A 22,105-nucleotide genomic window follows, 5' to 3' on the forward strand; every position below is an offset into this window, starting at 1 on the left:
CCTGTTCCTGTGGCACCTGTCGCGCCTGTTTCTCCCGTCGCGCCGGTTACGCCGGTTGCTCCTGTGGCGCCGGTTGCACCGGTCGCTCCTGTTCCTGTGGCACCTGTCGCGCCTGTTTCTCCCGTCGCGCCGGTTACGCCGGTTGCTCCTGTGGCGCCGGTTGCTCCCGTCGTTCCTATACCAATAGGTCCGGTCGCGCCCCTTTCTCCCGCAACAGCTAATAATGTATAATCTGGTGATGAATCCGGTGTACCTGTTGGCGGCGCTGCATTCACCACATACGTACTGCCATTGTATGTCACGACTTGCCCTACAGGATAAGTTGGAGCCACCGCTGGATCAAACGGAACAATTCCTGTTAATCCTACTCCAGTTGGACCCGCTGGACCCGCTGGACCCGCCGGACCTACTGGACCTACTGGACCCACTGGACCCACTGGACCCGCCGGACCCCTTTTTCCTCTTCCTCCTTGAACGACACAAACACATGGATCCTTCCCACAGCAAGGATTTTTCACTGGTCTTACTGATTTCCCTTTTTTACAACCATCACATTCCCATCCTTCATCCTTATATGCATCATACCAGCTACCTTTTTGGTTATGGTCAGTCGAATGAGTTGGATATGTCTTTCCACATTTTTTACATCTTCTCATAGAATCACCCCAATCCATCGTATTCACTCCATAGGAAAAAGGTGTATGTACATTTTTATTTTTATTTCAACATGTTCAATAGACCTTGCGCTTCATGCACAAGGTCATTTGTTTATTGAAATCTCATCGTCATTTTTAGGTCTTTTCCTACCATACTATATTCTATGTCAACAGGATGGATCGCGTCTTTTAGTTTTTTCACGCCTTCTCCCTCAAATAAAGAAGGCGCATTCTTTCCCCCAATCAAAATGGGTGCCATATAGACGACGGCTTCGTTGACAAGAGATGCTTCTAGAAATGATGCACTGACACTCCCTCCGGCCTCTACTAATACTGACATCACAGAACGCACTTTCAGCATTTTTAATACCTCACGTATATCCGTCCGGTGTGCTCCGTTTGTCACAAAAACCTGACATCCTTTTTCCATCAGTTGATCATATTTTTTTTGATCGTATGTTTGTGACGTACAAACAATCGTTTCTGCCATTTGATCTGTTAAGCATTTTGCATGAAGCGGAATTCTTAATGTTGAATCTAAAATGACACGGATAGGCTGTGTCGTGTATGAATCTTTCACGATTAATCCTGCATCATCTTGAATAATGGTCTCCACTCCTGTGATCACCGCATCTGCTTCCTGACGTAGACGTTGTACTTCCGCTCTTGCTTCTGTTCCGGTAATCCATTTGCTTTCTTTATGAGCTGTTGCAATTTTTCCATCTATTGAAATAGCCGATTTCAGGGTGACATAAGGCATGTCCGTTTGAATCGAATGGAAGAAAGGTAAATTCAACCGATCTGCTTCTCGTTGACATATTCCTTCTTCGACTTCTATTCCTGATTGCTTTAAAAGAGAGATGCCCTTTCCCGCAACAAGTGGATTCGGATCCTGAGTCGCAATGAATACCCGTTTCACACCGCTCTTTATAATCGCTTCTGTGCAAGGTCCTGTTTTTCCATGGTGCGTACAAGGTTCAAGGGTTACATACATATCCGCGCCCTTCGCTTTTTCTCCTGCCATTTGCAGCGCATGTATTTCAGCATGTGGTTCTCCTACCTTTAAATGTGCACCAATTCCCACGATGTCACCATGTTTTACGATCACTGCTCCCACAAGCGGATTTGGCGATGTTTGACCTTTCATTGCTTTTGCATTCGCAATGGCCAATTTCATATAAAACACATCGTCTTTCATCTGAAACTCCTTTCTCATCATTCAAGGGAAAGAACTCCTTCAGGAGAAGTGAAGGAGTTCTATTCTCATGTGCTATATTTTTTCTATTCGTTTCTTTTCAGACCGATCATAGTAAGGCAAGGAATAAAATAGTTTATACGAAGCTCGTTGTTTACAGAAACTGCATTTGCGTAATTCATATTTATTAATGAGAAGCACATGCGGACAATTGAGAACAGTCAAGCCTTTTTTCATATGTTCCTTGCAAACACTTATCATGAGAATCCCCCGCTTTAATTCATTTTCTTAATGAGAGATTGCTTCTTTCGGAAATTGATCAAATAGGCGTAATACTTCGGTATGTGTCCCATCTTCTTTGATATGGTAGATTCCACCGTCATACGAACTTGCATACACATCATTTTCTAATTGTCTCATCGCACTAATTCCATTTTGGGCAATTCGAATAGGACCGGAATTGAAGTCGATGTCTGGATTCCATACGACGATATATCCCCAATAATCTCCGCTGACAATATAGCCTGAATCAGTAACTGTCACAGATTTAATAGAGTATTGGTGTTCATTGTGCTGGGCTAAAATTCGTCCTGTGTGTAAATCAAAAAGTCTCACGTTTTTATCACGGCTTACAATGGCAATCCGATCTCTTTTACTATCAATAAACACATCATTTAAAAGTTCCGTCGCACCGATATATTGTGCTTTTAATGTCAAACTCTTCTTATCTATGAGACAAATACTTCCTTCAACAGCAGCGGTAATGATATAATCTCCATCCACCTTCAAGGCTTTTACAGCACAATCATGCGCTTTAGACCGTCCCATTTCCTTTAAGTGTTCTGTCGAAATGACGTGGACATAACCCCCGTACGTCCCGATATAAAATTGACGATCCTCCTCGTGGAAATACACACTATTGACAGGCCCTGTGTTAAGATCGAAAGAAACCATTTGCTGCAATGACTCATGGACAATATGGACTTGGCTTGCATGATCTCCCCAAGCGTAATAGCTGCCATCTCGTGAAACAGCTACTCCATTCGTCAAAACACCGGTCGATTGCGCGATTTCAATCCCATTTTTTCTGAATTTCCCGTCATCTGATGCAGTCACAATATCACCCGCACCCGTCAACGCAATATCATTAATAGACGGTGTCGCCATCTCAATCTCATTCTCTATGACTTTTCCTTCTTCAATTGACCACTCACAATATGTTTTTCCGAAGCTGGCGCCTAAAATCGCCGTTTCATCCTCCGTCCAAACAAGCGAGCGCTCCCATTGATATTTATGAGGCAGGAGCGTTTGAACCAAGTCTCCTGTTTCATAATTCCACAGCTTGATTAAATGATCATAACCGGCTGTCAGTAAGTAATTGCCACTCGGAGAAAAGTTGACTCGTTTTACACCTTGTAAATGGGCTTTGATGACTTTTTTCTCCTGTAAAGTGATGGCATCGTAAATAATGACCGTTCCATCGTCTCTACCAAGAGCAAAAACTTCCTTTTGATTGCTGCCGCTGATTGTGTCCAGTTCGTAATCAAACGGACCTATTTCACCCACGATTTCACCTGTTTCATACAGCCATACTAGGACGTAACCATCATCACCTGTTGTATAGGCTTTATCCCCATGGATCCAAACTGCCAAGACGTCTTTGCTATGTCCATGAAACTCTCTTAAAATGGCCCCCGTTTCAATATCCCAAACTAAACATCTTCTATCCCTAGAGACAGAGACAAGCAGTGTATCCTGTTTTGCAAACGCAACAGCCTCCACATCATCTGCATGTCCATAAAGCGTGCGAATGTGTATATTTGATGTCGCATCATATAACTGAATGGTATAGTCTGATGAAGCGCTGGCCAGATACTTTTCATTTTCAGAAAGAGATAAAGAGTTAATGATATGCTCGTGGCTTCCGATGAGTGTTCCTTCTCCTGAAGTCCGATCCCACTTGTAAATACAGCGATCATACCCGCCAGTGTAAACAATTTGGTCATGCTGAGTTGATAAAACAGAAGTGATTGGTCCTCTATGCATTTTTACACGCCCACCTTTATTGATTATTTTTTACGAGTAACGAGACGAAAACCAGTAAATCGAAAAACAGGGTCTGGATGCTTCCCATGTCTTCTTGCAACTCTGCACAAATCTCCTCCTCTAGCGAAGGAGCCGCCTTTTAAAATGTAATAGTCATTGCCTAGCGTTTCAGTTAAATCATCTACAACTTCAATGCCGCCTTCATATACATGGTATTTGGTGTTAACCCATTCCTCCACGTTTCCTCCCATATCATAAAGACCAAAATAGGATCTACCTTTTTCGAAATGACGTACAGGTGTCGTTTGATCAATACGAGATTCATAGGTATTACAATATGATGAATCGAATTCGTCTCCCCACGGATATTGGTGTCTCGTGTTCCCACGAGCGGCATATTCCCATTCTTCCTCAGTCGGAATCGAAACCTCGTATCCAAGCTTTCCGCTTAACCACTCACAGAATGAAAAAGCCTCCTCAATCTCCATGCCCCAAGCCGGATGATCTTGTCCTCCTCCAAGCGAGGTGTCCGTTAAGCTCTCTGGATAGGATTGACCCGTCTCATCGCAATAGCTTTGATACCATTCATTGGTCACTACTGTGTCTGAAATAAAGAATTCATTGATATACGGTTGGTATGAAGGAAATTCTTTGTACAGCCATTTTTGAAATTTCTTCTCACGGCCATAGGCTGGATTGAGCAATTTGTTCTTCCAATATTCTGATGCCTTTTTCATATCTTCTTCATTGCTTCCGATCGTTGCATAACCACCTGGGATTTGAATCCAATTGATATCAGGTTTCACGTTTTTCTCCCGCCTTTTCAAGTAAACTCAACTACTGATTTATTAATTTTTTCTCATCAACCATGTGTCCAGAGGCTGCCTTTGCCTTCAGATAGGCCTCGTTATATTCAGATGCTTCCACCGTATGATCGAACCGCATGACAGGAAGTCCATATGCAGCAATTGAATCGACTTTATCCGGGTTGTTTGTCAACAGATGCAACGGGTTCCCTTTGTTTAAATATTGCAAGACCGCCGCCGCTTCCTCGTAATGTCGATCATCATCCCCACAACCGATCAAACGATTTGCTTCAAACGTATCGAGCTTCATTTCTTGTAATTTATACGTGAATGCTTTCGCCATCAAACCGATAGAGCGCCCCTCTTGATTGGCCATGTAAACGAGCATGCCTTTTCCGTAATCGGTGATTTTCTTCAGCGATAATGCAAGCTGTGGCCCGCAATCACATTTCAGCGATCCAAACACATCTCCTGTTTGACAAACACTGTGAATTCGCACCAATGGAGGTACTTCATTTTCAAAGTCGCCGTATACAAGACAAGAAGAAAAGGTTTGCTGCATGATACTCATGTTTACAATGGACTCAATGGTCGGCTCCGTCTCTTGGTCAACGGCTGAAAATGCATACCACTTGAACTGGACTTCTTCATGTTGAATAGAGATCGGCAAGTTGACTGGTCCCACAAGCAAATAGTCTTTTTCGTGAAATGTAAATCGGTGAATCATTGATTGTAATTCAGCTACAAACTTGTTCATTTGTCTCCCCCTATTCATCACTGCACCCCATTCCTCTCTGACGGCACAGTGATGGAGTGATGAAAATGTGTACGCACTCCCTCTATCTCACCTATGAGATTGAGTACAGCTTGGGTATCGTGTCCAGCTGTAAGCTTGGTTAGGAGGAAATGCCTGTCCAAATAGATCCGCTTCATGGACATCTGAAACCGCTTTCTTTTATCATTGGCTCTTGATTTGAACCGAATTGATCCCCAGAAAATCTGGCTACTTTTCAACCTGGTCCTTGTCCAGTACAAAGGAGCAGAAATCGAGCTTCATACGCTGTATTCTCTATTAAAGCCATGACACCACTCTTTGATTCTTGAATGGCATAACGCTCTCTTTCAAAAGAACACTTCCGTTAGCTTCAAGTCACCTTCCACCTTTTACTAGAAGCTCTGGCTCTTCCATGCATAAGCTCCATCGTCATTGGTCACATAGTGCCATGTCTGCGATCACTGTGATCAAACAATATTCCCTTTTCCCCTAGATAGATCGCAGCACTTAAACGCTTGGATCTGCATCAAGAACCATCACATCAAACGTCGCGTTTATCCTCCTTTGTACTAGATTTTGACGGCAATGACATGATGCTGGCTAATGCCCGCCTTTGCTTGTAACGGTGCAATTGAGACAAGCTCAAGTCCTGATGTGCATATTTTTTCTCCAAGTTGTGAATCGGAGAATGAAAAGTGAAAGCGGCCATCTTCACCGATTAAACCTGTTTTCCATTCCTCTCCCCATACAACAAGTGAAAAGACGCCCCCTTCATGTAGCAAAGAGGATACCTGCTTCAAATAGCGCTCGTGATCATCCGGATGTTGATGGTGAAAGCATCCATGATCTAAGATGAAATCAAACGTCATGTCTCGTCCTTGATCAACTGACCATGACATAAAATCTTTGTTGTAGAAATGGACGGGAATGCTTTGTTTTCCCTTTAGCCCTTCCCATTCCTCATGCTCATAAAGATCAATGCCGGTATACATCGAGATTCCCTTTAAATGCTCGAGTACTCGGCCATTCCCGCACCCAATATCTAGTACAGAAGCAAGTGCCCCTTTTCCTCTTGATTGCCATGCTTTTAGTGACATCACCGCTGCATCTATTAATGACGAATCAGTAGACCACATATCTGTTTTTTGTTCATAGTGTTGTTGAAATGCCATACGCATTTTTTCTAAATACAGCACACTGTCTTCATGGTACAAAGCCTTTTTCATCACGGGACCTCCCTATATCAGGTTCACTATAACGTGGTCATGGGGTCTGTCTCTCCCCCATGTCTTCCTTTGAAGGTTTAAAAACACATTTTTATTTTTTGATAAGTCTGTTTTTTCTGAAAATGGAACGGGCAATCTACATGTTTGCGATGCTTTTCCAACTTCATTCCACTAGAAAAGCTTCAAATCTTCCTGCACCTCAGCTTGTTGAACGCTTTTTCCATCTCGATTCACCTCCTTATCAGCTAGTCTGAAACGCTTGGCTTGGACGATGATTCAAATAAATAGTTTGTAAAATACAGGTTCATGTTTCTGATTCTAGTAGATCCTTCTTCATGTCTTTTGCTATAATCGCTGGTTTGTTGTCGTTTCCATGCCATTTATCAGCACAAATGCTTCAATTGAGCTTATCTATTTTTAACAACTAATTCCATATTGTGCTGATTAAGCCAAATATATTGTTTTTAAATTATTTTGTCAACAAATTATTTCCTAAACATTAGAATGAATTTCCTAATTGAAAATACAGGTATTTTTCGTGGTTTTTTGACCTCAAAATGCATATTTCTTCATAAAAAGACCACTTAAACCAATCGAACTAAGAAATTTATCTACTAATTTTCATAAAATTTTTATTTATTTACACGGTAAAAGCAAAGATACTAGAATTATTTCCCGAATGGTCATTTGTGATATATGACCTAATATTTTTGTTTTAATCACCACATACTTTGATATTTCTACATTTTCAATTAGAAAAACAGACACTTATTCCAATTTTTACATTTTTACTTAATATGGTTAAATAGAAGGTGTTGATGCGCCCAACATGTTCACACGAAAAAAAGCCCCTTACAAAAGTAAGAGGCTTTTTCAGGTTGTCATTATGCCCAGGTTGTCACTTTTTCATGGTCTGTTACAAATAGAAGAACTTTCCCTTCGTCTAAATGTTCTTCAAACGTTTCTGCTTCTTCTTTAGTGAAGCCCATTTCGTGAATTTTATTGCGGAGTTCGTCGCCTTTTTTACTAAAGATATTCCCTACTGCATGTTTGAGACCAACTTCCATTGGCCCAATCGTATTGGCATCTGCGTTACTTGCAATACGCTCTGTTCGATCATCGTCATGGGATAGAACATAAATGTCCTCCCTTGCAACGCCGAGTTCCTTTAATTGTTCAATGTCTCGCTGAAGCGCTTCATCATTTGAATACTCTCTTACAACAGGTTTCATTTTATATTCCTCCTTTAACGTCTTACGATTCTTTTACCCGTCTCTTTTATGATTAAACATGCCACCAGCACATTCACTGGAACTATTCCTTCACTACGAAAATGGAGAAAGTGTTTTGTGAAAACCATATGCTTTGAATGAAAAGAAACATCATGATAAGGTAAATATAGGCAAGCGAAAGGGAGGATTTAACATGAGTCAACAACAGCAAATTCAATTAGTCAAACGTCCAAAAGGGTTACCTACAAAAGATGTTTTTCATTTTGAAACAGTGGATATTCCAGTGCCACAAGAAGGCGAAGTCTTAATTCAAACGAAATATGTATCTGTCGACCCTTATATGAGAGGGAGAATGCAGGATACAAAATCTTATACACCCCCATTTCAGTTGAATGAAGTCATTCAAGGTGGGGTTGTCGGAGAAGTAGTGGAATCACACTCTCCACAATTTGAAAAAGGTGATTTTGTTCTTGGATTTCTTGGCTGGCAACAATACTCCACTGCAAAAGCGGAGAATCTAACAAAAATTGATCCCTCTATTGCGCCATTATCCTATTACTTAGGCATTTTAGGCATGCCTGGACAAACTGCCTATTTTGGACTTCTCGCCATTGGTCAACCAAAAGAAGGCGAGACAGTTGTCATTTCTGGAGCAGCGGGTGCCGTTGGATCAGTTGTCGGACAAATCGCTAAAATCAAAGGCGCACATGTTGTTGGAATTGCCGGATCTGATGAGAAACTCACTTATTTAAAAGAGTTAGGCTTTGATGAAACCATTAACTATAAAACGACCAATGATTTAAATGAAGACATTGCAAAAGCCTGTCCGAATGGTGTCGATGTGTATTTTGATAACGTAGGCGGCGAAATCTCTGATGCAGTGATGAATCATTTGAATCGTTTTGCACGCATTCCTGTTTGTGGCGCGATTTCTTCTTATAACTTGAGTCCAACTGAAGACATCGGTCCTCGTGTACAATTAAAGCTCATTAAAACAAGCGCATTGATGCAAGGCTTCATTGTGTCCAACTATGCAGATCGCTTTGAAGAAGCAGCCAAAGATTTAGCACAGTGGGTGAAAGAAGAAAAACTGACCTACAAAGAAACCATCGTCGAAGGCTTTGAACAAATTCCCGACGCATTCCTTGGGCTATTTAAAGGTGAGAATGTCGGAAAACAGCTTGTGAAGATTTCATAACAAAAAGGACCCTACCGTTTGGTGGGTCCTTTTTTTGTGGTTGATGCCTAGTGTTGCGCTAGCTGTAACTGTCCTTGCTTATACACAATTTCCTCAAGCGACACATTCAGCCTTTTCGCCATTTTTTTCAGCATCGTCTGTTCTTGATGTGTCACAAGGCTGATGACAGCCCCCTCTTTACCTGCACGTCCTGTTCTGCCTGAACGGTGGATATAGCCTTCTTCATTCGGCATATCGGCATGAATGACATATGGCAAATCTTGAATGTCAATGCCTCTCGCTGCAATATCTGTTGCAAGCAGGAGCGGGAATTCCCGTTGTTCAAATGCTTTTAAAATCACGGCACGCTCTGCTTTTTTTGCTTCACTATGAAGCACGCCAACATCTACATGATGATAAGCTAATTTCTCTGCATAAATGCTTAAATTGGTAATGTCACGAACAAAGACGAGTGCTTGCATGTCCTCAAGGCGTGATAATTTTTGCAGTAATTTGACTTTGTCACGCTGATCACATAACAGGTAATAATGCCCTACCTTTTGCGCTTCCTCATGACTTCTGCCAATTTTCAGCACCTCTGGCTGAGCTGCGATGTCTTTGATCAGCTGGATTGTTTCTTCTTTTAGCGTAGCAGAAAAACAAAGAATCTGTCTTTCTTTTAATGTTGATTTAATAATCGCTTGAATGGTTTTGATATGCTCTGGCACAAGAAGCTGATCTGCTTCATCTAATACGATCGTTTTGATTTCGTGCATTTTGAGTTTTTTGATTTTGATTAATTCTTGTACACGTCCCGGTGTTGCCACCACAATGTGCGGATGTTGTTTCTTTAGTTTTTCTTGCTGTTTTTTGATATTCGCTCCACCAATTAGTGACACGGCTTTGATGTCTGACCCTTGTTTGAACTCTTGCACAACATCAAAAATTTGCATCACAAGCTCTCTTGAAGGGGCCAAGATTAATACTTGCGGATGTTTGGTCGTTACATCGATTTTATTTAATAACGGCAGAACATATGCCAGTGTCTTCCCCGTACCAGTTGGCGATTCTGCAATCACATCACGTTTTTCCATAATCCATTCTGCTGTTTTTTCTTGTATAGCTGTTGGTTTTTCGAAGCCGGCCGCCTTTACATTCTCGTGAATGAATGGCTTTGCTTCTTTAAAAAATGCCCAAGTTTCCGTCATGGCGATCTCCTTTATCCTCATTGAATCTATCCTTAAGTATCTCAAAATCAGCTTTGAAACGCAATTTTTCTTTTGAACCTTTTATCAAGCCGGTCAGTTCGATATAATCATGAGAGGCACTAGCCGTTTTGAATCTATTTGAGGTGTAAAATATGATATTATCTGTGAAAGATTTAAGTCATGGTTTTGGTGACAGAGCCATTTTCCACGAAGTCTCCTTCCGTTTATTAAAAGGCGAGCATGTCGGTTTAATTGGCGCCAACGGTGAAGGAAAGTCAACGTTTATGAATATTATTACGGGCAAGCTTGAACCCGATACTGGAAAAGTCGAATGGGCAAAAAATGTGCGTGTCGGCTATCTTGATCAACATACGGTATTGGAAAAGGGAAGAACCATCCGTGAGGTGCTTCAAGATGCATTTCATTATTTATTTGCTATGGAAGAAACGATGAACGACATCTATGGCAAAATGGGTGAGGCTGATCCTGATGAATTGGAGAAGTTGTTAGAGGAAGTCGGCGTCATCCAAGATTCACTGACGAACAATGACTTCTATATCATTGATTCAAAGGTGGAAGAAGTAGCGAGAGGTCTTGGCTTAACTGATCTAGGCTTAGACCGTGATGTAACGGAGCTTAGCGGCGGACAACGGACAAAAGTGCTTCTCGCCAAGTTACTATTAGAGAAACCAGAAATTTTGCTTCTCGATGAGCCAACCAACTATTTAGATGAACAGCATATTGAATGGCTCAAGCGTTATTTACAAGAGTATGAAAATGCGTTTATCCTGATTTCGCATGATATTCCATTTTTAAATAGTGTCATTAACTTGATTTATCATGTTGAAAATCAAGAATTGACGCGCTATGTTGGTGATTACGATCAATTCAAACATGTCTATGAAGTCAAAAAACAGCAGCTAGAAGCCGCCTATAAAAGGCAACAGCAAGAAGTGGCGGAATTAAAAGACTTTGTGGCACGAAACAAAGCACGTGTCAGTACAAGAAATATGGCGATGTCTCGTCAAAAGAAACTAGATAAAATGGACATGATTGAATTGGCGGCTGAAAAGCCAAAGCCAGAATTCAATTTCAAGCCGGCACGTACTTCTGGGAAATTGATTTTTGAAACAAAGGATCTCGTGATCGGTTATGACGAACCGCTCTCACGTCCATTGAACCTGAAGATGGAACGAGGACAAAAAATTGCCTTATACGGAGCGAACGGTATTGGAAAAACCACCTTGTTACGAAGCCTTTTAGGTGAAATTACTCCGATTTCTGGTGAGGTGGAGCGTGGAGAATTCTTGCACATTGGCTACTTTGAGCAAGAGGTAAAAGAGCAAAACACGAATACATGTATTGAAGAAGTGTGGAGCACCTTCCCTTCTTACACACAATATGAAGTAAGAGCTGCCCTTGCAAAATGCGGATTAACGACAAAGCATATCGAAAGTCGCGTGTCTGTTTTAAGTGGAGGCGAGAAGGCAAAGGTCCGTCTTTGCAAACTCATCAACGCAGAAACGAATCTCCTCGTACTCGATGAGCCGACAAACCATTTAGATGTCGATGCGAAAGAAGAATTAAAGCGCGCGCTAAAAGAATATAAAGGAAGCGTGTTACTCATCTCTCACGAACCTGAATTTTATCAAGATGTCGCGACCGAGACATGGAATTGTGAATCTTGGACGACAAAAGTGCTATAACAACCAAAAAGGCTTATATCTGTTGAACAGATATAAGCCTTTGTTTCATTCCTTTTCTAATTCCTCAATCATCAGTGACAGCTCGGTCCAGCGATCCATCGCTTGTTCTAATTCTTCGGCGATGGCTGTTTGCTTGTCCATCAGCTCTTGGATTTTTCCAAAATCACTGCCTGCTTCGGCGATACTCGCTTCAAGCGCCTGATGCTTTTCCTCTAATGTCTGAATACGGTCTTCAATCCCATCCCATTCAAGCTGGTCTTTATAAGACAGTTTTTTTCTTTTCTTAGGAGCCGCTTCCACCTGTTTATCAGCAGGCCTTGTCTCTGTTCTCTTCTGCTCTTTTTCTTGCTCCATGTAATCGCTATAAGCGCCTTGGAAATGAGAAATGCGGCCATTTCCTTCAAAGACAAGCAAGCGATTGACCACTCTGTCTAAGAAATAGCGATCATGTGACACCGTGATGACAACGCCAGGGAACTGTTCTAAATAATCTTCTAAAATACTAAGCGTTTCAGTATCTAGGTCGTTCGTTGGCTCATCTAAAAAGAGAACATTTGGCTCTTCCATAAGAACCTTCAATAAATACAGTCTACGACGCTCTCCGCCTGACAGCTTACGAATAAACGTCCGCTGCATCGATCTTGGAAATAAAAATCGCTCTAGCATTTGTTCTGCGGTCACGATGGCACCATCAGATGTTTTGACAATTTCCGCTGTTTCTTTGATGTAATCAATGATGGTCAACTCTTCATTCATTTCATGATGATCCTGCGTATAATAGCCGATACGAACCGTTTGTCCAATGATCAAATCGCCAATTGTCGGTTCTATTTTTCCGGCTAAACAATTGAGCAAGGTGGTCTTCCCTACGCCGTTCGGTCCAATCAACCCAATGCGATCGCCCGGCACAATCAAGTCTGTAAACCGATCAACAAGTGTCTGACCAGCCATTGAAATCGTGATGTCTTCAGCTTCAATCACTTGTTTTCCAAGACGGTGTGAACCAATTGAAAAATCAAGCTCCCCTTTTGCCTCAGGTCCCTTTTGATCCTTTAGCTCCTCTACTCTGCCGATGCGTGCCTTTTGCTTTGTTGTTCTTGCTTTTGCTCCTCGTTGCAGCCAAGCAAGCTCTCGTCTAAGCAGATTTTGACGCTTCGTTTCTTTTACTTGCGCCTCTGCTTCTCGTTCTGCTCTTTTTTCTAAAAACACTTCATAATTGCCTTTATACGTGTATAGCTTTCCTTGATTTAATTCATAAATTCGATTGGCTACCCGGTTTAAGAAATAGCGATCATGCGTCACAAGAATGACCGCACCTGTGTACTGACTTAAGTATCCTTCGAGCCACTCAATGGTCGCATTGTCCAGGTGGTTGGTCGGCTCATCTAAGATCAACAACCCCGCAGGCTGTATTAAATTCTTGGCAATGGCCACGCGTTTTTTCTGTCCACCAGATAAAGCATGAACCGATCGATTCACATCTTTGACACCAAGCTTTGTCAAAATTGTTTTAGCCGAAAGGTTCGCATCCCATGCATTCTCTTGATCCATTCGATTTTGCATACGCATGAGCGCCTCTTGCTTGCCTTTACTTTCCGGATCTTGCTCTAGATCAGCCAGTGCTTGTTCATAAGCCCTCATCGTTTGAATCATTGGCGCCGACCCAGAGAAAATATACTCGAGAATCGTTTCATCTCCACTCATGTCAGGATCTTGCTCCAGAAATTCGATCTCAAGGGTACCTGCTTTTGTGATATCGCCTTCCTCGAATGATTCAAGTCCTGCAATGACCTTCAAAAGCGTCGATTTCCCTGTCCCATTTGGTCCAATTAATCCAATCCGTTCTTTTGGTTCTATATGAAAAGAGATATGGTCAAACAGCGTTTTTTCGCCATATGTTTTATATAATCCTTCAACATTCAATAAACTCATTTTTATCAGCCCTTACATAGATTCTTCCTTTATTCTAAATCAGCCTGTACAAGAAAACTAGTTTTAAAAAACCCTCGGTGAAAAAAGAATGTTTCCTTTTGATGCTCGATACACTATGAAGAGGTGATCTACAGATGATAACGATTAGCTTATGTATGATTGTCAAAAATGAAGAGGAGGTGTTAAGCGACTGCCTTTCTTCTGTTCAAGACATTGTAGATGAAATGATCATCGTTGATACAGGATCAACAGACCGCACAAAAGAAATCGCCAAATCATTTACTGCACATGTGCTTGATTTTGAATGGGTACAGCACTTTGCCAAGGCACGTAACTTCGCTTTTTCACATGCAACAAAAGAATATATCTTATGGCTGGATGCAGATGATGTCCTTCTCGAAGATGACCGCCAAAAACTGAGGCAACTCAAAGAAACACTTGATCCAGCAGTAGATGCCGTATCGATGTTTTATCACGTTGGTTTTGATGAAGACGGACAGGTGAATTTTAAATATAGACGAAATCGACTTGTTAAAAGGGCCTTAAATTTCCAGTGGTACGGCGCCGTTCATGAGTTTCTACAAGTCTACGGAAACATCTTGCCGGCTGATATCGCCATTACCCATCAAAAAAGAAAGAAAACAACAGCTAGTGAGCCTGGACGTAATCTTCGCATTTATGAAGATATGCTTGAAAAAGGAGAAGACATGACGCCGCGGGATCTCTTTTACTTTGCCAATGAACTAAGGGATAATGGTCAGCATGTCAAAGCCATTCGGTTTTATCATCAATTTTTAGCCACAAAACAATGCTGGATTGAGGATGAAATTCGCGCGTGCCAATATTTAGCTGATTGCTATTATGCGGTCGGTTTCGAGGAAGCCGCTCTCTCCTCATTGTTACGTTCTTTCCTATATGATCAACCACGTCCAGAATTTTGCTGCCGGATCGGGGATCATTTAAAAGTGCAAAACAAACATCAAGCCGCTATCTATTGGTATAAGCAAGCCCTGACAGCACCTGAAATTGAAACGGCCTTTACGCTTACGCAATATAAAACATGGTATCCACATCTCCAGCTTTGCTATTGCTATTATCAGCTCGGAGATCTCGATCAGGCAAAAGAACATCATCTCGCCTCTTCAAAACATTATCCGACCCATCCAAGCGTCTTATACAACGAAAAAATATTTTCTGAACAAACCTGAACCTTGTGAACACATCCGCCTGGCGTATACTGGCGGATGCTTCAATTTGCGTACGGATACTTAATAGATGTTTAATACTTTAGTGATTTAAAGCGTTTTTCAACCAATTGACTAAATCGTTATTTACGCATATACTAACATTCGTCTTATGAAAAGTTTTATCCATTTAGGAGGTCAACATGAGTTCTTTATTTCGAAAAAAGTCTCTTGACCAGCTCATGCTTGAAAGTCAAACGAAGCGGCTTAGTCGCTCATTAAATACGTTTGATTTAATCTTGCTTGGCATTGGCTGTGTGGTCGGGACTGGCATTTTTGTCATTACAGGGGTTGCTGCAGCAAAGGATGCAGGACCTGCGATTATTATATCTTTTATCTTGGCTGCGATCGCATGCGCCCTTGCCGCGTTTTGCTATGCGGAATTCTCATCATCCATTCCTGTATCGGGAAGTGTGTATACGTATTCTTACGCCACACTTGGTGAATTCATTGCCTTTTTAATGGGATGGGCTCTCATGCTCGAATATGTCGTGGCGCTCTCAGCAGTGGCTAGCGGATGGTCGTCCTATTTTCAATCACTGCTTAGTGGATTCGGTCTGCATATTCCGGAGGCATTATCAGCAGCACCTGGTGCCGCCGATGGAGCCGTCTTCAATCTCCCAGGCGCACTCATTATCTTGCTTATTACCTTTATCGCATCAAGAGGTGTAAAAGAGAGCACCAAACTCAATAACGTCATTGTTCTCATCAAGATTGCCATTGTTCTTCTATTTATCATTTCAGGCTTCGCATATGTAAAACCTGAAAACTGGACCCCTTTTATGCCAATGGGATTTGAGGGTGTCATTGCAGGGGCTGCCACTGTGTTTTTTGCTTACCTTGGATTTGATGCCATTGCAAATGCATCAGAAGAAGTCAAAAATCCGCAAAAGGCAATGCCCATTGGGATTATCGGAGCTCTCGCTGTCTGTACGATTTTATACATCGGTGTTTCATTTGTCTTAACAGGTATGGTGCACTATACAAAACTGAACGTGAGTGACCCTGTTGCCTTTGCTCTTCAAGTCGTTGGTCTCAACAGTGTAGCAGGGATCATATCAGCTGGTGCCATTATTGGGATTACAACCGTTTTATTTGCTTTGGTCTACGCACAGGTTCGTTTAACCTTTGCCATGAGCCGTGATGGCCTCATGCCAAAGATTTTCTCAAAAGTTCAGCCAAAATCCAAAACACCAGTTGCAAACACTTGGCTCACAGGTTTTATTGCAGCATGTATTGTAGGGTTTGTGAATTTATCCACTCTCGCGAATTTAGTCAGCATGGGTACACTTGTTGCCTTTACAGTCATCTCCATTGCTGTCATTGTCTTACGGAAAAAACATCCGAATATGAAAGCATCCTTTAAAGTGCCTTTCGTCCCTGTTCTGCCAATTATCAGTGCCATCATTTGTATCAGATTGGCAAGCGCACTAGATGAAACCATAAAGATCGCCTTTCTGATTTGGATGTGCATTGGGATCATTGTCTACTTCACCTATGCAAGACGAAAAAGTCATCTCAATCAAACCCATTAGAAAAGAGACACGGGAAATCCCGGTCTCTTTTTTTGTTTAAATCACACTGTTTTTAACTGAATTCGAATCCACCATATCTGGATCTAACACGCTAGAAATCGGAATGACTAGCGGTGAACAATCTCCGTTGTCCTCACCAAACCCTTGGTTTAATTTCATCGACAGGAAATAATCCACTTGCTGATAAGGACCTAGCGTGAGTGAAGAGCCTCGATCCATTGTATTAATCTTAAAAGCACCGACATTGACGACAGAAGGTGAGAATAACATCACACGTCACTTCCTTTGAATGGGTTTAGCTGTTGGTGAAAAAGAGGCAGGTGAGTCCATTTGATCTCGATCATCTACATGGCTTTTTGTCCCGACAAAACCGCTGGCATCTCCAAAATTCTGTCCGTAGCCCTGATTTTTTTTATCTGAGTTTTGCCACTCTGCTAACAAATTTTGTCCGACATTCACCGCCGACGCATTTTCAAAGGAATTAATTTTCAACATGAAAATATTAATATTGATATACGGAGTTGGTTGAACCACAGATAAACCTCCTTTTTATAGGTATATGCGAGCACCCATCAAGTATGTTAAACAGGAGGTCTTCACATGGACTTCGAAAAAATGAAGCAGTGGATGGATATTGCCCAACAAATGCACGGAGATGACTTTTGGAAAATGATTTTTGACGATGAGCAAAGATCCCCCTTTATGGCAAATGGCACGTCCCCATTTACATTCACGCAGCAAGATCAGCGTGGAACAGATTCATCGTTTCCCGCAATCGACATTGTGGAAACTCCTTCAGAATTCCAATACTTAATCTATTTACCTGGCTACCGGAAGGAAGATGTTCAGGTGTTATCATATGGTGAATATTTGGTCATCAAAGGACAACGCTTTTCCTTATTTCATGACCAAGATTTTCGCCAAAAGCAAGGGATTTATGGTCCATTCGAAAAGAAGATTAGGCTCCCAGATATCATGCTTGGCAAAATGAATGCAGCGTTTAAAGACGGCGTGCTTTACATTCGCCTGCAAAAGGATGAAGGAAAGGCAACTGCGATTATCATAGATGACGAATATTCATACTGATTGCATCTATTTGATCACGATCATCAATCGTTTCAATTGGCAAGATCGTGATCACACCATCCGCATTTTGTTCACCAAAGCCATTATTTCTTTTCATGGTACAGCAATGATTTCGCATCACTGTCGAACCGAAAGTCATTGAGGACCCTGTGCCAATTGTGTTCGTCTTCATATGGGCAATGTGAATCCTTGTCGGCAACATACACTTCTCCCCTTTCCCGTCATCCCTATAAGTATATATCCGATAGCTTTTCCATAGACTAGAGCAAAGCGCAAGAAAAGGTGTGGTCACATTGAAACATTTCATTCAATCAATCTTTAAAAAAATGGAACCTGCTGCTTCCCCATCTGTCGTCGAGCTCGAAAAAAGATTGACCGCTCTTGAACAAAACATGGCTTCATCAGCCTCGAAGGATACCCACATTCATATTGAAAGACTCCATGTGGACAAAATTGAATACCACATAGAACTTGGCGAGCTTTCGATTGATCAGCTTGAAGGCAGACTCAATATTGGGGCGACCTACTATACGCCAAAAGAAACAAGCTTTAGAAAAAAGGATCAACCCACTCCAAAACCAAAGGAATCACCAACAGTGTCAATCAGATCAAAACCTTCCTCTTCTTAATTCACTTCACTTTTTAGGCCCCTGCCAACTGTGTCAACTCCTGCGATTCCTCGTATTCTCTCTCCATTTTCAGCTGAGATGAAAATAGTAGAATCGCACCAAAAATGCCATTATGGTGAAATACGATTCCATAAAACCTTAGGCTATTTTCATAGGAGAAACTATACAAATCACGAGCGATACCTGTAAAATAAAGAGGATCATTCAAAAATTGAGGTGTTTTCATTGTATACAGGTCAAAAAAAATCACTCTTCAAGCAGAAAAGGGTCATCATACCTCTTCTTAGCATCATTGTGATCGCCGCTGCTTTCTTTTTCCTAAAAGATACTCTATTCTCAAAAGAAAAAGAGGCTTTGCAGGCAGCCCAGTCGTTTACAAAACAAATCGAGAAGCAAGACTTTACGAAGCTTTCTGATGAAGTCACAAGTGCCTCACTAAAAGCCAATGATTTCTCCAAAGAACAGCTAGCAGAGAAATACGACAATATCTTCAGTGGCATCGGTGCCTACGACCTGAAAGTTTCCAATCTGAATGTGGAAAAACAGGACAAAGGCAATGGCTATGAATTTTCCTATGATGTCACAATGAAAACGTCTCTCGGAAAACTGAACAAGTTGTCTTACAGCGGTGTTCTCTCTGAAGAAAGTGACAAATGGAAAGTCAACTGGAAACCAAATCTCATCTTTCCACAAATGGAAAAAGGAGATACGATCAAAGTCAAAACAGATGCTGCGGTTCGGGGCAATATTGAGGACAGAAAAGGACGCTTGTTAGCAGAAACAACCGACGGTCACGCGCTTGGCGTCATTCCTGGTAAGCTCGGAACAGGCAAAGCAAAAGAGAGCAATATCAAAAAAATCAGCAAAGCCTTTGATATCGACGAAGAATTCATTCAAACACAGCTGAAACAAGCATGGGTCACAGATGACACGTTTGTACCACTAAAGTCGATGATCAAGCAAATGGACATTCCAAAAGACATTCGTGGCGTCACCTATCAATCAAAAGAAATGCGCTACTACCCATATAATGAAGCTGCTGCACACTTAACTGGCTATGTTGGTAAAGCAAATGCAGATGATATCAAAAGAAATCCAGCATTAAAGGCTGATCAAATCATCGGCAAAACTGGACTTGAATTTACCTTTGACAAAAAACTACGCGGTCAAGATGGTGGAAGTATTATCATCGTCCACGATGAGACTGGCATTGAAGAAACTTTGCAAAAAACAGATCGAAAAGACGGACAATCAATCAAGTTAACCATTGATGCATCACTTCAGAAAAAAGCCTATGAACAGCTGAAAGACGAAAAAGGGTCTGTCACCCTGATGAATCCTTCATCAGGTGATTTATTAGCATTAGTGAGTGCCCCTTCGTATGATGTCAACCTCATGACAAATGGCATCACACCAAAGGAATACCAAGCTTATAGTGAAAACCCAGACCTTCCGTTCCAAGCTCGATATGCAAGCCGCTATGCACCAGGATCGACATTCAAAACCATCACGGCTGCCATCGGACTTGAAACAGGTGTCACCAAACCGGATAAAGTGAGAACGATTAACGGATTAAGGTGGCAAAAAGATCAATCTTGGGGAAATTATCGCATCACACGGGTTCATGAAAAGAAACAAGTCAATATGGTCGATGCCCTTGTGCATTCAGATAATATTTATTTCGGACAGGAAGCGCTAGACATTGGAAAAGAAACGTACGAGGAAAAAGTGAAAACCTTTGGATTTGGAGAAGATCTAAACATGCCATTTACAATGAAACCATCACAAGTATCAAATGACGGCATCCATTCTGACATCTTACTCGCTGACTCGGCATATGGCCAAGGGGAATTACTGATGTCACCGATCCAGCAAGTACATGCCTTTTCTCCTTTTGCAACTGGCGGGAAATTGGTCTATCCTCGCGTGATTCAAGATGAAAAAACGACAGCACCAAAACGAATCATGAAAGAGGATACGGCAAACACTGTGACAGATGCACTTACAGAAGTCGTCACCAATCCAGACGGGACAGCTCATTCCTTACAAATCAAAGGAGCCAATATTGCCGCTAAAACTGGAACGGCAGAGCTGAAAAGCAAGCAAGGTGCAACAGACGGGACTGAAAATGGATTTTTACTTGCCTATGATGCCAAAAAGGAAAATTACCTCCTTGTCGGAATGATTGAAGGGGTAAAAGATCGCGGTGGCAGTGGGCTTGTCATTCAAAAAATGAAACCGATCATCTCTTCCTTCTACGAATAATCATGCAGAGACACACGCTTTCAATGAAGCGCTGTGTCTTTTTTTCTAAATCATGACAATTGGCTATTGCTTCAATGTTCACCTTATGAATAAAATGAGGATACTACATAAACATATCCGTTAATTGAAAGGAGAACGTCCCATTGGCAATTACTGCTCGTGCAAAAGATAAACCTCAACAGACCGTAACAGGCTCGACGGTTTATCCCATTTTACTCATCATCGGGATTTGTCACATGCTTAACGACACATTGCAAGCTGTCATCCCTGCTATGTTTCCCATTTTAGAGCGCTCAATGGGGCTGACCTTTACACAATTAGGTCTCATTGCGTTCACTTTAAATATGGTTTCCTCGGTCATGCAACCTGCCATTGGCTGGTATACGGATAAACGACCGATGCCCTATGCACTTCCGATTGCCTTATTATCAAGTGCGATTGGCATTTTCGGACTTGCTTTCGCCCCTTCCTTTGCAACCATTTTGCTTTGTGTGGTCTTCATCGGACTTGGCTCTGCGATCTTCCATCCAGAGGGCTCACGTGTTGCCAATATGGCCGCTGGGCAAAGGCGTGGACTAGCCCAATCAATCTATCAAGTAGGTGGTAACACAGGCCAGGCATTTGCACCACTTATTGCAGCATTCATGCTCGTCCCTCTTGGGCAACAAGGGGTCGCTTGGTTCACCATTGTTGGCATGGTGGCGGTCTGTTTTCTCCTCTATATTTCAAGATGGTACGCAAAACAGCTACAAACGATGAGAGCCCAGGCGAAAAAAAATCACACGAACGTGGCAAGACCTCATATACATCGCAAAGCAGCACTTACAGCTCTTGGCATGATCGTCTTTCTTATTTTTGCGCGCTCATGGTACGGAAATGCCATTTCCAATTTCTATGCTTTTTATGCCATTGAACAGTATGGTTTGACCATTAAAGAATCGCAAACTTATATCTTTTTATTTCTCATTTCAGGTGCCATTGGAACATTTCTAGGTGGGCCACTAGCAGATCGATTCGGCAAAAAAAATGTCATTTTGGTCTCATTACTTGCAACATTCCCACTTGCACTGATCTTACCTTTTGCCGGACCTGTTCTTGCATACGTTTTACTTGGTTTCATTGGACTGATCCTCACTTCGAGCTTTTCGGTGACTGTCGTTTATGCACAAGAACTATTTCCCGGGAAAATTGGGACGATGTCTGGTCTCACAGTAGGGCTTGCGTTTGGAATGGGTGCGATCGGATCGGTTGCCCTCGGCTCACTCATTGATGCCTTTGGTTTAACACCGACAATGATCGGAACCGCCTTTTTACCAATGTTCGGTATCATCGCCTTTCTACTCCCTAATGACAAAACCGTCTCCACTTGGAATGAATCTTAAAACAA

The 22,105-nt window shown here is 41.9% G+C and carries 19 protein-coding genes and 1 pseudogene; 8 read left to right on the forward strand and 12 right to left on the reverse strand.

The window, feature by feature from the left end; all coding sequences use genetic code 11:
* The 7 genes and pseudogenes from AB1K80_RS16250 to AB1K80_RS16280 form a co-directional block, all read right to left on the reverse strand.
* Positions 1 to 674: pseudogene (locus AB1K80_RS16250) on the reverse strand (collagen-like repeat preface domain-containing protein); the annotation flags it as partial.
* Between the two features lie 94 nt (positions 675 to 768).
* Positions 769 to 1,854 carry a bifunctional diaminohydroxyphosphoribosylaminopyrimidine deaminase/5-amino-6-(5-phosphoribosylamino)uracil reductase RibD gene (gene ribD, locus AB1K80_RS16255; RefSeq protein ID WP_412857904.1) on the reverse strand — a complete coding sequence of 362 codons (1,086 nt, stop codon included), beginning with the start codon at positions 1,852 to 1,854 and terminating at the stop codon, positions 769 to 771.
* Between the two features lie 285 nt (positions 1,855 to 2,139).
* On the reverse strand, positions 2,140 to 3,897 hold the full coding sequence (locus tag AB1K80_RS16260; RefSeq protein WP_412857905.1) for a WD40 repeat domain-containing protein: 1,758 nt from the start codon (positions 3,895 to 3,897) through the stop codon (positions 2,140 to 2,142).
* 23 nt (positions 3,898 to 3,920) lie between these two features.
* Positions 3,921 to 4,703, reverse strand: coding sequence for a formylglycine-generating enzyme family protein (locus AB1K80_RS16265; protein WP_412857906.1), 783 nt, complete (start codon positions 4,701 to 4,703; stop codon positions 3,921 to 3,923).
* 31 nt (positions 4,704 to 4,734) lie between these two features.
* On the reverse strand, positions 4,735 to 5,460 hold the full coding sequence (locus AB1K80_RS16270) for a GTP cyclohydrolase II (RefSeq protein ID WP_412857908.1): 726 nt from the start codon (positions 5,458 to 5,460) through the stop codon (positions 4,735 to 4,737).
* Positions 5,461 to 6,047: 587 nt separating this feature from the next.
* On the reverse strand, positions 6,048 to 6,704 hold the full coding sequence (locus tag AB1K80_RS16275) for a class I SAM-dependent methyltransferase (RefSeq protein WP_412857909.1): 657 nt from the start codon (positions 6,702 to 6,704) through the stop codon (positions 6,048 to 6,050).
* 884 nt (positions 6,705 to 7,588) lie between these two features.
* Positions 7,589 to 7,936 (reverse strand): general stress protein, encoded by a 348-nt coding sequence (locus AB1K80_RS16280; protein ID WP_412857911.1) that lies wholly within the window; start codon positions 7,934 to 7,936, stop codon positions 7,589 to 7,591.
* 193 nt (positions 7,937 to 8,129) lie between these two features.
* Here AB1K80_RS16280 and AB1K80_RS16285 point away from each other — a divergent pair, with 193 nt between their 5' ends.
* On the forward strand, positions 8,130 to 9,134 hold the full coding sequence (locus AB1K80_RS16285; protein WP_412857913.1) for an NADP-dependent oxidoreductase: 1,005 nt from the start codon (positions 8,130 to 8,132) through the stop codon (positions 9,132 to 9,134).
* A gap of 47 nt (positions 9,135 to 9,181) precedes the next feature.
* Here the strand turns inward: AB1K80_RS16285 and AB1K80_RS16290 are convergent, their stop codons facing one another.
* Complete coding sequence (locus tag AB1K80_RS16290; RefSeq protein WP_412857914.1) at positions 9,182 to 10,321, reverse strand: DEAD/DEAH box helicase; 1,140 nt, start codon at positions 10,319 to 10,321, stop codon at positions 9,182 to 9,184.
* A 152-nt stretch (positions 10,322 to 10,473) separates the two neighbouring features.
* Here AB1K80_RS16290 and AB1K80_RS16295 point away from each other — a divergent pair, with 152 nt between their 5' ends.
* Positions 10,474 to 12,027, forward strand: a complete 1,554-nt coding sequence (locus AB1K80_RS16295) for an ABC-F family ATP-binding cassette domain-containing protein (protein WP_412857916.1) — start codon at positions 10,474 to 10,476, stop codon at positions 12,025 to 12,027.
* Positions 12,028 to 12,072: 45 nt separating this feature from the next.
* On the opposite strand, the gene AB1K80_RS16300 is transcribed toward AB1K80_RS16295, so the two are convergent.
* Positions 12,073 to 13,959 carry an ABC-F family ATP-binding cassette domain-containing protein gene (locus AB1K80_RS16300; protein ID WP_412857918.1) on the reverse strand — a complete coding sequence of 629 codons (1,887 nt, stop codon included), beginning with the start codon at positions 13,957 to 13,959 and terminating at the stop codon, positions 12,073 to 12,075.
* Between the two features lie 134 nt (positions 13,960 to 14,093).
* Between AB1K80_RS16300 and AB1K80_RS16305 the strand changes: the two genes are divergently transcribed.
* Together AB1K80_RS16305 and AB1K80_RS16310 are read left to right on the forward strand one after the other, a co-directional pair.
* The gene (locus AB1K80_RS16305; RefSeq protein ID WP_412857919.1) at positions 14,094 to 15,167 is read left to right on the forward strand and encodes a glycosyltransferase; all 1,074 of its coding nucleotides are present in this window, start codon (positions 14,094 to 14,096) and stop codon (positions 15,165 to 15,167) included.
* 179 nt (positions 15,168 to 15,346) lie between these two features.
* Positions 15,347 to 16,738 carry an amino acid permease gene (locus AB1K80_RS16310; RefSeq protein WP_412857921.1) on the forward strand — a complete coding sequence of 464 codons (1,392 nt, stop codon included), beginning with the start codon at positions 15,347 to 15,349 and terminating at the stop codon, positions 16,736 to 16,738.
* Between the two features lie 36 nt (positions 16,739 to 16,774).
* Here the strand turns inward: AB1K80_RS16310 and AB1K80_RS16315 are convergent, their stop codons facing one another.
* Both AB1K80_RS16315 and AB1K80_RS16320 read right to left on the reverse strand, forming a co-directional pair.
* Complete coding sequence (locus AB1K80_RS16315; RefSeq protein ID WP_412857944.1) at positions 16,775 to 17,008, reverse strand: hypothetical protein; 234 nt, start codon at positions 17,006 to 17,008, stop codon at positions 16,775 to 16,777.
* Between the two features lie 6 nt (positions 17,009 to 17,014).
* On the reverse strand, positions 17,015 to 17,272 hold the full coding sequence (locus AB1K80_RS16320) for a hypothetical protein (protein ID WP_412857922.1): 258 nt from the start codon (positions 17,270 to 17,272) through the stop codon (positions 17,015 to 17,017).
* A gap of 66 nt (positions 17,273 to 17,338) precedes the next feature.
* On the opposite strand from AB1K80_RS16320, the gene AB1K80_RS16325 reads away from it, so the two are divergent.
* Entirely contained in the window at positions 17,339 to 17,824 is a 486-nt protein-coding gene (locus AB1K80_RS16325; RefSeq protein ID WP_412857924.1) for an Hsp20/alpha crystallin family protein, read from the forward strand.
* Here AB1K80_RS16325 and AB1K80_RS16330 read toward each other — a convergent pair.
* Positions 17,799 to 18,026: a hypothetical protein gene (locus AB1K80_RS16330; protein WP_412857925.1), complete on the reverse strand. Its 228-nt coding sequence runs from the start codon at positions 18,024 to 18,026 to the stop codon at positions 17,799 to 17,801. The two genes, AB1K80_RS16325 and AB1K80_RS16330, sit on opposite strands and share 26 nt — an antisense overlap.
* Positions 18,027 to 18,108: 82 nt before the next feature.
* On the opposite strand from AB1K80_RS16330, the gene gerPC reads away from it, so the two are divergent.
* The 3 genes from gerPC (at position 18,109) to AB1K80_RS16345 (ending at position 22,100) form a co-directional block, all read left to right on the forward strand.
* Entirely contained in the window at positions 18,109 to 18,453 is a 345-nt protein-coding gene (gene gerPC / locus AB1K80_RS16335) for a spore germination protein GerPC (protein ID WP_412857927.1), read from the forward strand.
* Positions 18,454 to 18,678: 225 nt separating this feature from the next.
* Positions 18,679 to 20,718, forward strand: coding sequence for a penicillin-binding transpeptidase domain-containing protein (locus AB1K80_RS16340; RefSeq protein WP_412857928.1), 2,040 nt, complete (start codon positions 18,679 to 18,681; stop codon positions 20,716 to 20,718).
* A gap of 143 nt (positions 20,719 to 20,861) precedes the next feature.
* Positions 20,862 to 22,100 (forward strand): MFS transporter, encoded by a 1,239-nt coding sequence (locus AB1K80_RS16345; RefSeq protein ID WP_412857929.1) that lies wholly within the window; start codon positions 20,862 to 20,864, stop codon positions 22,098 to 22,100.
* The last annotated feature ends 5 nt before the right edge of the window (positions 22,101 to 22,105 follow it).

The sequence above is a fragment of the Bacillus sp. 179-C3.3 HS genome (genome assembly GCF_047229225.1).
Lineage (GTDB): Bacteria > Bacillota > Bacilli > Bacillales > Bacillaceae > Bacillus.